Source organism: Mesonia profundi (assembly GCF_031085155.1).
Lineage (GTDB): Bacteria > Bacteroidota > Bacteroidia > Flavobacteriales > Flavobacteriaceae > Mesonia > Mesonia profundi.
Map to the genome: position 1 here is coordinate 179439 of NZ_JAVHUL010000001.1, position 14558 is coordinate 193996.

General features: G+C 36.3%; 14 protein-coding genes. 9 read left to right on the forward strand and 5 right to left on the reverse strand.

The window, feature by feature from the left end:
- The first annotated feature begins 116 nt into the window (after nt 1-116).
- Nucleotides 117-608, forward strand: coding sequence for a YkgJ family cysteine cluster protein (locus RBU60_RS00815; protein ID WP_308862712.1), 492 nt, complete (start codon nt 117-119; stop codon nt 606-608).
- Here the strand turns inward: RBU60_RS00815 and RBU60_RS00820 are convergent.
- A complete protein-coding gene (locus RBU60_RS00820) occupies nt 605-1846 on the reverse strand; it encodes an exo-beta-N-acetylmuramidase NamZ family protein (protein ID WP_308862713.1) in 1242 nt (413 codons plus the stop codon). The genes RBU60_RS00815 and RBU60_RS00820 overlap by 4 nt on opposite strands.
- A gap of 7 nt (nt 1847-1853) precedes the next feature.
- Here RBU60_RS00820 and RBU60_RS00825 point away from each other — a divergent pair, with 7 nt between their 5' ends.
- The gene (locus tag RBU60_RS00825) at nt 1854-3095 is read left to right on the forward strand and encodes an ABC transporter permease (protein WP_308862760.1); all 1242 of its coding nucleotides are present in this window, start codon (nt 1854-1856) and stop codon (nt 3093-3095) included.
- Nucleotides 3096-3110: 15 nt separating this feature from the next.
- Nucleotides 3111-3494, forward strand: a complete 384-nt coding sequence (locus RBU60_RS00830; protein ID WP_308862714.1) for an acyl-CoA thioesterase — start codon at nt 3111-3113, stop codon at nt 3492-3494.
- A 238-nt stretch (nt 3495-3732) separates the two neighbouring features.
- Here RBU60_RS00830 and RBU60_RS00835 read toward each other — a convergent pair whose 3' ends face one another.
- On the reverse strand, nt 3733-4968 hold the full coding sequence (locus RBU60_RS00835) for a T9SS type A sorting domain-containing protein (protein WP_308862715.1): 1236 nt from the start codon (nt 4966-4968) through the stop codon (nt 3733-3735).
- Between the two features lie 381 nt (nt 4969-5349).
- Here RBU60_RS00835 and RBU60_RS00840 point away from each other — a divergent pair, with 381 nt between their 5' ends.
- Both RBU60_RS00840 and RBU60_RS00845 read left to right on the forward strand, forming a co-directional pair.
- Entirely contained in the window at nt 5350-6330 is a 981-nt protein-coding gene (locus RBU60_RS00840; RefSeq protein ID WP_308862716.1) for a PLP-dependent cysteine synthase family protein, read from the forward strand.
- Nucleotides 6331-6492: 162 nt separating this feature from the next.
- On the forward strand, nt 6493-8604 hold the full coding sequence (locus RBU60_RS00845) for an amino acid carrier protein (RefSeq protein WP_308862717.1): 2112 nt from the start codon (nt 6493-6495) through the stop codon (nt 8602-8604).
- 292 nt (nt 8605-8896) lie between these two features.
- Here the strand turns inward: RBU60_RS00845 and RBU60_RS00850 are convergent, their stop codons facing one another.
- Together RBU60_RS00850 and RBU60_RS00855 are read right to left on the reverse strand one after the other, a co-directional pair.
- Complete coding sequence (locus RBU60_RS00850; RefSeq protein ID WP_308862718.1) at nt 8897-9286, reverse strand: hypothetical protein; 390 nt, start codon at nt 9284-9286, stop codon at nt 8897-8899.
- Entirely contained in the window at nt 9259-9459 is a 201-nt protein-coding gene (locus RBU60_RS00855; protein ID WP_308862719.1) for a hypothetical protein, read from the reverse strand. The genes RBU60_RS00850 and RBU60_RS00855 overlap by 28 nt, the downstream gene beginning before the upstream one ends.
- An 87-nt stretch (nt 9460-9546) precedes the next feature.
- Here RBU60_RS00855 and RBU60_RS00860 point away from each other — a divergent pair, with 87 nt between their 5' ends.
- Nucleotides 9547-10236: an SGNH/GDSL hydrolase family protein gene (locus tag RBU60_RS00860; protein ID WP_308862720.1), complete on the forward strand. Its 690-nt coding sequence runs from the start codon at nt 9547-9549 to the stop codon at nt 10234-10236.
- Nucleotides 10236-11510, forward strand: coding sequence for a DUF2851 family protein (locus RBU60_RS00865; protein WP_308862721.1), 1275 nt, complete (start codon nt 10236-10238; stop codon nt 11508-11510). Before RBU60_RS00860 ends, RBU60_RS00865 begins: the two co-directional genes overlap by 1 nt.
- 50 nt (nt 11511-11560) lie before the next feature.
- On the opposite strand, the gene RBU60_RS00870 is transcribed toward RBU60_RS00865, so the two are convergent.
- Complete coding sequence (locus RBU60_RS00870; protein WP_308862722.1) at nt 11561-11761, reverse strand: dodecin family protein; 201 nt, start codon at nt 11759-11761, stop codon at nt 11561-11563.
- 202 nt (nt 11762-11963) lie between these two features.
- Between RBU60_RS00870 and RBU60_RS00875 the strand changes: the two genes are divergently transcribed.
- Together RBU60_RS00875 and RBU60_RS00880 are read left to right on the forward strand one after the other, a co-directional pair.
- Nucleotides 11964-12185 carry a PspC domain-containing protein gene (locus RBU60_RS00875; RefSeq protein ID WP_308862723.1) on the forward strand — a complete coding sequence of 74 codons (222 nt, stop codon included), beginning with the start codon at nt 11964-11966 and terminating at the stop codon, nt 12183-12185.
- A 242-nt stretch (nt 12186-12427) separates the two neighbouring features.
- Entirely contained in the window at nt 12428-14548 is a 2121-nt protein-coding gene (locus RBU60_RS00880; RefSeq protein WP_308862724.1) for an amino acid carrier protein, read from the forward strand.
- Nucleotides 14549-14558: the final 10 nt, after the last annotated feature.

The window sequence follows — 14558 nt, forward strand, 5'->3', positions numbered from 1 at the left end:
TCTTCACTCCGCAAGCGGAGCTTGTCTTGAGCTTTTCGACGAAAGGTTCTGAATGACAAACCAAGATATTATCAACGCACTGCTAAACTAGAGCCTAGATTATTTATATTTGCGCTATGGATGAGGTTTTAAAAAACTTGCCAAAGCAAGCCAAAGATAAACATAAGGAGAACAAAAAGTTTTTTTCTAAGCTTAAAAAAAAGCCACCAAAGCATTTGGACGTGTTGATGCAAGAATTGCACGACAACGAATTTGAGCGCACAGACTGCCTTACTTGCGCTAATTGCTGCAAAACCACAGGTCCTTTATTTACCGATAAAGATGTAAAGCGGATTTCTAAATTCTTAAAAATGAAACCTCAAGCTTTCGTCGAAACCTATTTACGAGTAGATGAAGAACAAGATTATGTATTGCAACAGGTACCGTGTACGTTTTTAGGAGAGGATAATAAATGCTCTATTTATGAGGTAAGACCTAAAGCTTGCGCAGAATTTCCTCACACCGATCGCAGAAAATTTCAGCAAATAGGAAATTTAACCCTAAAAAATGTAGCGATTTGTCCCGCAGCTTTCAATATTGTTGAAGAAATGAAAAAGCGATTGCCTTAAGGATAGAGCAAATAGGCTTGTCTCATCGTGTCATACGTTTCTAAACCTTCTTGCCAACTGGTTCTAATTTTTTTGGCCGTCCATCCTTGTTCTATTTGTTGTTGCAATTTTTCAGTTCCCGCTAGTTTACTAAAGAAGGAAGTGAAAAAACTTTCTTTATTATTGGAATGTTGATAGGCTTCTAAGAGCCATTTTAGTTCGATTTTAGAAAGCTGCCGTTCTTGCGTTAAATCCCTTCCATAACACAGTTTCCCTTCATTTTTAGGATGTTTTGATCCATCGTTTGCTTGCGGAGTATAACGGTAGGGAAAATAGTTTTGGTCTAATCCCGGGGAACCAAATACTTGAAATTGATGAGCCGTGCCTCGGCCTGCATTTACGGGAGAACCTTCAAAGAAACACAAGCTAGGGTAGAGGTTAATCGCTTGATCATTGGGTAAATTAGGGGAAGGTTTTATAGGCAAAGAATACGAAGTTTGCTTGGTATAATTCTTCATTTTAATGACCATTAAATCGCAAGTTAGGTTTTTGGCCAGCCAGTTTTCTCCATTAATCATTTGAGCGTATTCTGCAATCGTCATTCCGTGAACGATGGGAATGGGATGCATGCCTACAAAACTTTGGTGCTTCTTTTCTAAAATAGGTCCGTCGATGTAATGTCCGTTAGGATTAGGTCGGTCTAAAATTAATACCGTCAGGTTTTTTTCTGCGGCAGCTTCCATCACATAATGCAGCGTAGAAATATAGGTGTAAAAACGAACGCCCACATCCTGAATGTCAAAAATCAAGATATCGATTCCGTCTAATTGTTGCTGCGTGGGTTTTTTATTACTTCCGTAAAGGGAAACAATGGGAACACCTGTTTTTGGGTCTATACCATCCACTACTTTTTCTCCGGCATCGGCTTTTCCTCTAAATCCGTGTTCTGGCGAAAAGGCCTTGGTCACGTTGACGTCCAGGGATATCAAAGAATCTATTAGATGCGTATAGCCTCCATTTTCTTTAAAAACCACGGAGGTTTGATTGCCTACCACGCCCACTTTTTTGCCTTTTAAAAGCGGCAGATAAGCTTCGGTTTGGTTGGCACCGAGGACTAATTTTTTGTCTTTTTTTGGAATAGGAGTTGTTTTCGCTTCCGCGGAAGCGTGAGAAGGAGATTTATGGGTTGACGGACTAATGCACGAAACAATAGTTACGGCAACGATAAAAAATGTATTTTTGAAAAAATGTAAAAACATAGGAAGCTTGAATTTTGAATTCTTTATTTCTAAGCGTTTAATAAGCGCGAAAGATTATAAAAGTAGTATATCGGCACCAATTATAAAAATTGCAGTGGCAGCGATTGCTATTGGAGTTATTATGATGTTGGTTTCTATCGCTACAGGCGTGGGTTTACAACAAAAAATTAGAGATAAAATTGCGGCTTTTAATGGGCATATTACCATTGGGAACTTAAATAATAACAATTCTCAAATTTCCATTAAAGCCATTTCTTCGGAACAAGATTTTTATCCAGATTTTGAAGCGGTAGAAGGGATAGATCACATTCAGGCGGTTGCCACTAAATACGGAGTGATTCGCACCGAAACTGATTTTGAAGGAATTGTAGTAAAAGGTGTTGGTGACGATTACCGCTGGGATTATCTTAAAGAATATTTGGTAGAAGGGAAGTTACCTTCGTACTCTAAAGAGAAAAAATATAGTGAGGAAATTCTTTTATCCTCGTATATGGCCAACCGACTTGGGTTTAAGTTAAACGATCAATTGGTGGTTTATTTTTTAAACGATGCCAACCAAAAAAAACCAAGACTTACGGCCTTTAGAATAGTGGGGATTTATAATTCGGGTTTTCAAGAATTTGATGAAACTTTTTTAATAGCTGATATTTCTCAGATTCAACGTCTTAATAAATGGGATGCCGATCAAATTGGTAATTTTGAAATTTTTATTGATGATTTTGATCAGATTGTAGAAAAAGGAGGCGAAGTGAATCAGCATATCAATACCTTTCTAGAAGCCAAAACGATTGAACAATCCTATCCTTCTATTTTTGAATGGTTGTCCTTGTTCGATTTTAATATTGCGCTTATTATTGGCATTATGATTATTGTTTCGGGAATTAATATGATTACGGCTTTATTGGTACTTATTTTAGAAAGAACACCGATGATTGGGATGCTTAAAGCTTTGGGAAGTAATGATTGGAGCGTAAGAAAAATCTTTTTATATAACGGGGCTTACTTAATTATAAAAGGGCTTTTTTTGGGAAATTTGATAGGCCTCGGACTCTTATTTCTACAGAAATATGCGAAACTCATAAAGCTTAACCCCGAAACTTATTATGTGACCGAAGCTCCCATATATCTTTCTTGGGAATATGTGGTGCTCATTAACCTAGGGACATTGCTTTTATGTTTGCTTATGTTGCTATTGCCTTCATATTTAATTACCAGAATCAATCCGAGTAGAGCGATTAAGTTCGAATAAATAATTCCAGATTTTATGACCTTAGAAGAGAAAATAAATCAGTCGAAAACCACTATTTTTAAAGCTGTATTTCCAAATACTACCAATCACTACGATACGCTTTTTGGAGGAACTGCCATGCAATTGATGGATGAAACTGCATTTATCACCGCTACGCGTTTTAGTAGACAGCCCATGGTAACGGTGAGTAGTGATCGTATCGATTTTAAAAAACCAATTCCTGCAGGAACTATCGTAGAGCTTTGCGGACGAGTAACTTATTTAGGCAATACAAGTCTTAAAGTTAGGGTAGATATTTTTGTAGAGCAGATGTATGAGGATCACCGAGAGAAAGCGGTCTCTGGAGAGTTTACTTTTGTAGCGATGGATGAAAATAAAAAACCGACTCAGATTTTATAATTTTTGGTATTCTTTCTTTAAAAGATTTATATATCAGCTATAGCTCCTAAAACTCATTTTTGCCTTTTTCAGCCTAGTAAAAAAAAAGATAAGATGCATCTCGACTCCGCTCGATGTGACATTATAACTTTTATTTAGCCAAACTGGAGATTAAATGGATGTACTAAAAGATTTCTTTGCTATAAAAAAAAAGAGTTGCTTTTTAGGGCAACTCTTCAGAGAACAACGAATTGGCTATTTAGCGTTTAATAATTTTCTTAGTAAGAATAAACCGACTGGTTTTTATTTTCACGACATACATTCCTTCAGATAAAAAATTGAGATTTAAAGTCTTATCGGAACGGAGCTTTCGAGTAATAATTTTTTCCCCCTTGATATCATAAAGTGTTACTATAAGAGGTTCAGAGACATGTTTAAAATTAAAGTGAAGCTCGTTTGTAACTGGATTGGGGTAAATGGATACTCCATCTTGCTCTTTTGAATCTACGTTAAGACTTGCTGTTAAGCTAATAGGCGGAGTGACGTGCGCATAATCTGGAACATCTTCATTGGTGATTCTTCCTAGATAAATTCCTTCATCTGCTTCTTGCACATTAGTAATTTCATAAGTTAAGGAAGTGGCTCCCGTTATTTCTTCTCCGTTTTTATACCATTGATAGGTATTGGCTGCGGAAGTATTTCTGTTATTTCCAAAATAAATAGGAATATCACTCATTGTAAACGTAATGTCGTCTCCTACAGTAAACGTAATGAATTCTTCTTCATCTTGGGTGAGTTGTGGAGAAAAATGAAAGCCTGTCACATCGTCGATGTAGGTGAGTAGGTGATCATCAATATTATCGTAAGTAAATAAATTGTTTTGAATCATTAAAGTGTCTAGTGGCAATGCGGTTAAATCTGGCAGATCTCCTGAATATTCACTACTTTTCCAGGCAGGGTATTCTATACTAGATCCAAAAATAGCACCTTGTAAATACAATTCTTTTAGGTGGATTAAATTTTGAAAGCTTTGTGGAATACTTCCGCTAAGACCACATTGATTAAGCCATAAGATTTGTAGGTTGGTGAGGTTTCCTATTTCAGTAGGAATAGTACCAGAGAATCCGTTAGGAGCTAAATCTAAAATCTCAAGATTGCTAAGATTCCCTATTTCTGAAGGAACGACACCTGTTATGCTATTTAAAGGTAAATGCAATTCAACCAAGAAAGGGAAGTTGCCTATTTCTGTGGGTAAAGTTCCAGTAAGATTATTGTCTACTAAAACAATAGCAGTAACATGACCATTGTTCACAAAAACTCCATTCCAATCTTCTATAGGTACCGAAAAATCTAACCAATTCGTGTTATCGTCCCAATCATCTCCATTGGTGCTGTTATATAAAGCCGTAAGCGCATCTCTTTCAGATTGGGGTTGAGCAAAGTTGACATGTATCCCTAAACTAAGGACTAATAAAAAGAGTATTAACTTTTTCATAAGATTATATTTTAAGGATTTAAAGTTAGTCGTGTCCGACTAAGATATAAGACCGCTGCGCTAAAAGAGATAAGACATAAGACTTGATTCTTAATAGCCTGATAATTAGATTAAGCATTCGTATTAATTTTTAAATTTCAATGGTAAACTTAATAGCAAGCTGTCACTTAATAAAAAACCTCTAAACGCCTTTTATATTTGAATCAACAGAATTCTGTAATGTTTTAATCGGACACTAATGATTTAAAGTCTAAAATTAAGCGCTAATTATCTGATTTACAATACCTAATTTTAGGTATATTTTATAGAAACCCCTTCTTTTTTTTTCATTTTACCATCGCAATTTTTTTTTCTTACCTTTGCCCACTCAAAAAAAGGAACATGGATTATAAAGAAAATATATTAGGCACTATTGGAAACACCCCTTTGGTGAAGATAAATAAGTTGGCAGAAGAAATTCCGGCTTTGGTTTTAGCCAAATACGAAACTTTTAATCCGGGGAACTCTGTTAAAGACCGTATGGCACTTACCATGTTGGAAGATGCGGAAGAACAAGGACTCATAGAGCCAGGAGGAACTATTATAGAAGGAACTTCGGGAAACACGGGAATGGGACTTGCTTTAGCCGCGATTGTAAAGGGTTACAAAATGGTTTGTGTGATTGCAGATAAGCAAAGTAAAGAAAAGATAGATATTCTTAGAGCTGTAGGAAGTGAAGTAGTGGTTTGCCCAACCGATGTAGAACCAGATGATCCTCGCTCGTATTACTCCACTTCAAAGCGATTAGCAGAAGAAACTCCGAATTCTTGGTATGTTAATCAATACGATAATCCCTCGAATACCAAAGCACATTACGAAAGCACTGGTCCCGAAATTTGGAAACAAACCGACGGGAAAGTGACTCACTTTGTAGTAGGAGTTGGGACGGGAGGAACTATTTCTGGGGTAGGAAAATACCTAAAAGAACAAAATCCAAAGGTAAAAGTATGGGGAATTGATACCTATGGTTCTGTATTTAAAAAATACCATGAAACTGGAGAGTTTGATGAAAAGGAAATTTATCCTTACATTACGGAAGGAATTGGAGAAGATATTCTTCCTAAAAACGTAGATTTTAGTATCATAGATGGCTTTACCAAAGTAACCGATAAAGACGCTGCAGTCTATACACAACGCTTGTCTAAAGAAGAAGGGATGTTTTTGGGCAACTCTGCTGGAGCGGCGATGAAAGGACTTTTGCAGTTAAAAGAACACTTTACCAAAGACGATGTAGTGGTAGTGCTTTTTCACGATCATGGAAGTCGTTATGTAGGTAAAATGTATAACGATGACTGGATGAAGTCTCAAGGTTTTATAGATTAAAAAATACAAGAATCCTGCTTTTAATGCAGGATTTTTTTTGATCTGTTTTTTAAATAATAATAATAGTGTCCGCCTGTATATCTGGATAAAACCTTCAGAAGTTTTGACAAAGGTAGAAGTTAACATCTTAGTGGGGTACGACTAAAAAATAACAAAGATTATATGAGAAATGTACTACTGGTTTTATGCTGTTTTATAGGAATAACAGTACATGTGAATGCTCAAAAAAGCGAGTTATCTGCTTCTAATGAATTACAACTAAACATAGAGCTGAATAATCCTTCCACAGAAATAAATGACGGTACAGCTCTAGTCGATGTGATCGGCGGACAAGCTCCGTATGAGTATAAATGGTCCAATCAGGAGACTAGTTTAGAATCTGTAAAGTCTAAGGGCTTAATTGAAGGCATGCCGTATTCGGTGACCGTTACAGATGCTAATGGACTAACAGCGGCTAAAAATTTTAAAATTCCTACGGAGTCTATTACAGAATTTTTTAATAGTGGGGTACAACCCGCGGTAGATTTTTTGGGGAGTGTTTTATTCTGGGATCCTTTTGCCAGCGTTGGGATTTACGATCCTGTGGTTTATACTGATTATAAAGAAATACCCATTCCTAATTGGGACGCTACAAGCAAAGAGGTCTATACGCTTAAACAATGGAATTTTTCTGAAAAGGAAAACGTTAAAGAAGGAGATAATATTGCAACAGTCACTAGTGATACTGGTAGGGAGATGGACGTCATTTCTTCAGTTTCTGGAAAGCTAGATTATTTAGTGAAAGAAGGGCAAGTTATTTTTGATCCCAACAGCACCAGTGATGTAGTAGAGCAAGGAGCACATTTTTTAGCTCAAATCAATTATGATACTCCGCAGCCTTTAAAACATCCTAATGGGGACACCAAGACCAATGCCATTCCTTTTATCGTGATTTGGCTTATTTTGGGAAGTATCTTTTTTACGTTTAGATTAGGCTTTGTGAACCTTAGCGGATTTAAACATTCTATAGATTTAGCTAAAGGGAAGTATGATGATCCTGATGCTCCTGGAAGTATCACCCACTTTCAAGCGATGGCCACAGCGGTTTCAGCGACGGTAGGTCTAGGAAATATTGCAGGGGTTGCCGTAGCCATTTCATTAGGTGGTGCTGGCGCGACTTTCTGGATGTTTATGGCAGGTTTCTTTGCGATGTCTTTAAAGTTTGTGGAATGTACCTTAGGAGTGAAATACCGATTTATTAATAAAGAGGGTCGAATTTTTGGTGGTCCCATGAACTACCTCCGCTACGGCTTGGAGAAGAAAAACATGAAAGGTTTGGGTAAATTCTTAGCGGGTTTATTTGCCGTATTGGGAGTGGGCGCTTCTTTTGGAGGCGGAAATATGCTACAGTCTAATCAAGCTTTTAAAATAGTTTCAGAACAGATTCCTTTTCTACAAGGTCACGGTTTTTGGTTTGGGGTTATTTTTGCTTTATTGGTTGGAGCGGTGATCCTTGGCGGAATTAATAGTATTGCGCGTGTAACTGGAAGAGTAGTACCGTTTATGGCAGCAGTATATATTTTAGGATGTTTAGTCGTAATAGGATTTAATATTGAAAATATAGGAAGTGCTTTTGCAGCTATTTTTAATGGAGCTTTTTCAGCCACAGCGATGAAAGGAGGATTTATAGGCGTATTGATTATTGGTTTACAACGAGCAGCCTTTTCTAGTGAAGCTGGAGTAGGATCTGCGGCAATTGCCCACAGTGCTACCAAAACTAATAATCCTATTGCAGATGGATTTACCTCGCTGGTAGAACCTTTTATAGATACCATGGTGGTGTGTACGATGACGGCTTTAGTACTTATTTTTACCGGAATGCACGAAGTAGATGGTTTGGGCGGAGTAGAATTAACTTCTGATGCTTTTGGAAGTGTGGTTTCTTGGTTTCCTGCAGTATTGGCTTTTGCGGTATTCTTATTTGCTTTTTCAACGATGGTATCTTGGTCTTATTACGGAATGCGTTCTTGGACTTACCTTTTTGGAAGAAGTAAAAAATCTGAAATTATTTATAAAGTAATGTTCTTACTCTTTGTGGTCTTAGGAGCATCAGTAAGTTTAGGAGCGGTATTAAGCTTTTCTGATATGATGATTCTAGCGATGTCTTTCCCTAATATTGTGGGACTTTACATCTTATCTTCAGAAGTTCGCGCTGATATGAAAGTCTACCTTCAGAAACTTAAAGACGGAGAGATTTTCATCAATCCGAAGTTTAGAGAAAGTGAATCTTCCTAATATAAAGATGTTATGATTTTCTTGTAGTAGAAGGAAAATAGATTAAAAAGCCTCAAGTACTGTAGTTCAGCTCAGTCTTGAGGTTTTTTATTTCTTGTATTTTTCCGAAGAGATTGTTATTCCTGTGAATACGGAAATCTAAATTTTTAGAAAATTCAATATTTTATAGTATCAGTGTCCAGTTAAGACTAATGTAAAGTTGATGGTTCTTTTAGATTTCAAGCATCTATTGTTTATCGGTTAGTAAAAATTTAGTCTCTAGTCTCTTGTTTCTTTATCAGCAACAATGATTTTATAAAACAGTTTTCTTATTTAAAAACGTGTAACGCTGAACTATAAAAGAAATACTAGCGCCAAGAATATAAGCGACAATATCCCAGCCATCAAATGTATATCTTGGAGATAGGGGAGGTAAAATTACTTCAAAGTAAATGACATACATTAAGGTTAACACAATCATCATAGAAAGAGTAAGCTTAAAGTGAGGTTTAATTAGACGAAGACTGTAATGAATAATCCCGAAGACAATGGGCATACATAATACATCCATAAAATAATTCCGAAGAAGAAAAGGATAGCTCCAATTCCACTCATCGCCTAATAAGAATAGAGCGGCAGCTGCTAAACAACTTATAAAAAAATAGGCGTAGAGATTCATATCAATAAAAAAGAAATGAGCCATGCGAGAAATGCGCCTATACCTAAAACGCCCATCCATATATATTCCCCTATGGTTTTAAAGAAATCTAAAACAGGCTTAGAAGTTGTTTTTTTAGATTTAAGCTTAGCTTCTGGGGAATCGTTTTTTTTAGTTTCTACCGGCTCTTCCATATGCCTAGATTTTTCAGTAAACATACCCATTTTTAAGCGTGTAAAAAAATCCGCTTTAGCGAAAAAGAATATAGATTAACTAGAAAAATAGTATCTTTAAAATACAAATCTATGATGATGAAAACAAATCTATTTTTAGTTGGCTTTCTTTTATTCTTATTTTCTAATCATTCTAGTTACGCCCAACAAGAAACTGCGGCCATAAGCTACTTGGCTTTGGGCGATTCTTATACAATAGGAGAAAGTGTGCTAGAAAGTGAAAGATGGCCGATGCAATTGGCGCTTCGGTTGGAGGAAGATGGAATGCAAATAAGACAGCCCAACATCATCGCGAAAACAGGTTGGCGCACCGATGAACTTTTGCAAGCCATGCAAGAGCAACTTGGTGATAAAAAGTACGATCTCGTTTCTGTGCTTATTGGCGTCAACAATCAATATCAAGGTGTGGAGTTATCGGTTTATAAGAAAGAGTTTAAAGAGATTTTAGAAAAAGCCATTCCCTATGGGGAACAAGGAAAACGAAGTGTTTTTGTGCTCAGCATCCCCGACTATGGAGTCACTCCTTTTGGAAAAGAATCTGATAAAAAGAACATTTCTAAAGAAGTTAGGGCTTACAATAAGGCGGCAAGAAAGATTGCTAAAGAGATGGAAGTTTCGTTTTACGATATTACGCCTATTTCAAAAAAAGCAGCTCAAGACTTAAGTCTTGTAGCTGAAGATGAATTGCACCCCAGCGGTAAAATGTACGCGTTGTGGGTAGAAAAAATATATACTAAGATTCAGCAAATTGTATTACGCTAATGAAAGAAGATTTTCTACATTATCTATGGAAGTTTAAAAAGTTCGACTTTTTAAACGCCCTTACCGCTCAAGGAGAAACACTCCAAATCCTTCAAGTGGGAAATCATAATGAAACAAAGTCTGGGCCAGATTTTTTTAATGCAAAACTTAGAATAGGAAATCAGGTTTGGGCTGGCAATGTAGAGATTCATATTAATTCTAGCGACTGGTACGCGCATCATCATGAAGAAGATCCTGCTTATGATAATGTGATTTTACACGTAGTCTGGAAACACGATGTGGAGGTTTTTAGAGAGAATAATACGCCTATTGCCACCTTGCAGCTATCTGATTTTGCTTCCGCGGAAGCGTTAAAAAACTACCTGGAATTGGTAGAGAAAGCTAATTACAATTGGATCAATTGTGAGAAAGACCTTGCATCGGTTTCTGGCTTTATCGTTAAAAACTGGTTGGAACGTCTATATATAGAGCGTTTACAAGAGAAAACAAAAGTGATTCAGGCGGCGTTGACTTCTTCCAGAAATGATTGGGAAGCGGTTTGTTTTCAGTTACTGGCGAAGAATTTTGGCTTGAATGTCAACGGAAAAGCATTTTTTGTCATGGCTTCTGCACTTCCTTTTTCCGTAGTAAGAAAAATGAGAGATCAAGAGGAGCTAGAAGCTTTATTTTTTGGTATGTTACAAATGTTTCCTAAGGAATTTGACGATGTTTATGTGCTTCGGCTCAAGGAGAGTTTTGAATACCAAAAAAAGAAATACAAATTGGAACCGGTAGAACAACAAGTGGCTTACTTTAGGTTAAGACCACCTAATTTTCCGAGTATTAGATTGGCTCAGCTGGCATTTATCTATGCTACTTCTCAAAATATATTTTTAAAGTTGATGCAATTAAAAACAAGAAAGGAAATTCACGCGTTATTTAAAGTGGAAGTTTCGGACTATTGGAAAAATCATTTCAACTTTGGAAAAGAAAGCAAAAGCAGTGCTAAAGTATTATCACCAGGCTTTATTGATCTATTGATCATCAATACGATTGTGCCCTTAAAATTTCATTTTGCAAGTTTAAAAAGCAATTCGGCTACAGAAGAATGCTTTTCTCTTTTAAATGAGTTGCCCAAAGAGAAAAACGCCACCATTGAAAAGTTTAATGAGTTGCGTCCAAAGATGGCTACATCGGCCTTAGAATCTCAGGCCTTATTGCATCTAAAGCCCAATTATTGCGATCAAAACAAATGTCTGCATTGTGCCATAGGTTTGAGTTTATTAAAAAAATAACCTGCAACTATAAAGGCTGCAGGTTATTTTCTAGTTTACATGGAAACTATTTATTCTTTTATAAAAGAAATTTTAGCCGTAACTCTATAAGACTTTATCTTATTATCTTCTACTTGAGCTTTCATTTCTTTTACATAAACAGATTTGATGTTCTTAACGCTTTTAGCGGCTTCGGATACAGCGTTGTTGACGGCGTCATCAAAACTTTTATTAGAACTTGCGATTACTTCAATAATTTTTACAACTGACATAGTTTTTGGTTTTAGTAAATTAAACAATTAATCTCAAGTTAATATTTACTTACGACGTAAGAAAATCTTTAACAAAATAATAGAACTTATGCGCCGTTTCTTTTAAATTTTCTTAAAACAAGTATTTTGAAGCTTAAAATGATTCTTAGGTCATGATTTGAGTTAACTTTGTTTTAGTGTTATATTTGTAAAAATTAGAGGTATGGTTTCTCCTATAAGGTATTATTTTGAACGTAACGGTTTTTATGTGAGTTCCCGTTTTGCAGATCGCTTGGGAATGAAGGTGAAAAGCGTGCGTCTCTTTTTTATATACTTGTCGTTTGCAACCTTGGGGATTGGCTTTGCCGTTTACCTAACTTTGGCCTTTTGGCTCAAGTTAAAAGACTTGGTCTATACCAAGCGAACTTCTGTTTTTGATTTATAATAGTAGAATCAAAGTGGGTTTCTTTCTAAGAAAAAAATTTTATAAATATTGGTAACTACTTCAGGCTAGCTAAGCATAATAAGAGATTCAGATTCAAAATAACATATTTTGAATACACACAAGACTTAACAAAATCTTTACATTTTAAGAGCAATCATTTTGATATAGTAAGTTTTTTTTTGATATTGCTGCGGATTAAACTTAATCCCTTCCGAAATTTACTTAATAAATAATTATATCTTATGAGAAAGTACTTACTTTCAGCATTATTTTTATGTACTACTATAGTTGCGATTCAGGCTCAAGTTAATGTAAGAGCACAAGACAATACAGGAGATAGAGATAGTCAGGCTTTAAAAGTAAAGTCTGAGATCATCAACCCATCAGACCTTATTAATGACGGGGAAATTAGACTGGAAGTTACAGGAGGGGTGGAGCCTTACACGTACAAATGGAGCAATCAAGAAACTTCATTAACCTCAAATAAAGCATCAAAATTAACCGAAGGAATTGATTATACGGTCATCATTACTGATGCTGGTCAAAACACGGTTACCAAATCTTACCGTATTCCTGCGGAATCGATAACAGAGAATTTTAATGGTGCTTTTACTCCGATTGTGGATAATATGGGCGCCATTCTTTTTTGGGATCCATTTACAGCGATAGGGGTTTACGATCCTATTGTTTATGCCGATGAAAAAAATGTATCTATTCCGGGTTGGGAAAATGGAATAGAAGATAAATTTATTCTTAAATCTTGGAATATAGCTGAAGGTTCTCACGTAGCTAAAGGAGATGTGATCGCTGTTATTTCTTCGGAAAAAAGAGGAGATATTGAAGTAAAGTCAACCACTAGTGGGGAATTAAAACATCTGGTAAAAGATGGAGAGAGTATTTTTGATTACACGAATACAGAAGATTTAATTGAGACGGGAGCGCATTATTTTGCACGTTTACAATATGATGAACCTGTAATTTTAACGCACCCTAACGGGGATCCTCAATCACATAACATTCCTTTTATTGTAGTTTGGTTGGTGGTAGGAGCGGCATTCTTTACGGTTAGAATGGGCTTTATTAACTTTAGAGGATTTAGACATGCCCTAGACTTGGCAAAAGGGAAATATGATGATCCAGATGCGCCAGGAAGTATTACTCACTTTCAAGCTTTATCTACCGCAGTTTCTGCTACTGTAGGTCTCGGGAATATTGCTGGGGTTGCAGTCGCCATTTCTTTAGGAGGGGCAGGAGCCACTTTCTGGATGGTTTTAGCTGGATTTTTGGGAATGTCTTCCAAATTTGTAGAATGTACCTTGGGAGTAAAGTATAGATTTATTAGTAAAGAAGGAAAGATATTTGGAGGTCCTATGAATTACCTTCGCTATGGATTAGAGAAAAGAAATTTAGCAGGTTTAGGTAAATTTCTGGCTGGATTTTTTGCTGTATTAGGAGTAGGAGCCTCTTTTGGAGGAGGAAATATGTTCCAGGCCAACCAGTCTTTTGAGATTCTATCTGGTCAATTTCCGGCTTTGGTAGGAAATGGGTTTTGGTTTGGTCTTATCGTTTCTGTATTGGTAGGAGTTGTAATTATTGGAGGAATTAGTAGTATTGCTAAAGTAACCGGGAAAGTGGTTCCCTTTATGGCTGCCGTATATGTATTAGGAGCTTTAGTGGTGATAGGAATAAATATAGAAAATATAGGGCCGGCGTTTACGGCTATTTTTGAAGGTGCATTTAATCCTACTGCTCTTAAAGGAGGAGTCATTGGAGTTTTAATTGTTGGATTTCAACGTGCAGCTTTTTCCAATGAGGCTGGAGTTGGATCGGCTGCGATTGCGCATAGTGCCGCAAAAACAAATCATCCGCCGTCTGAAGGTTTTGTAGCTTTATTAGAGCCTTTTATTGATACGGTTGTGGTTTGTACCTTAACGGCATTGGTATTGATTTTTACAGGAATGCATGAAGTAGAAGGTATTGGCGGCGTTCAATTAACTTCTGAAGCTTTTGCAAGTGTAATTTCTTGGTTCCCGTACGTATTATCTGTAGCCGTATTCTTATTTGCTTTTTCTACGATGATTTCTTGGTCTTATTACGGAATGAGAGCTTGGACTTACTTATTTGGACGAAGCAATAAATCAGAATTTATCTATAAGATGTTATTCTTAGTATTTGTAGTGGTAGGAGCTTCTATTAGTTTAGGTGCGGTATTGGTATTCTCAGATATGATGATTCTAGCGATGTCATTCCCTAATATTATAGGAATGTATATTCTCTCTGGAGAAGTGCGAGAAGACTTACGCGAATACTTTAAAAAGCTAAAAGCAGGAGAACTATTTAAGAAACAAAAAATCGTTTCTTAAGAAATATAAA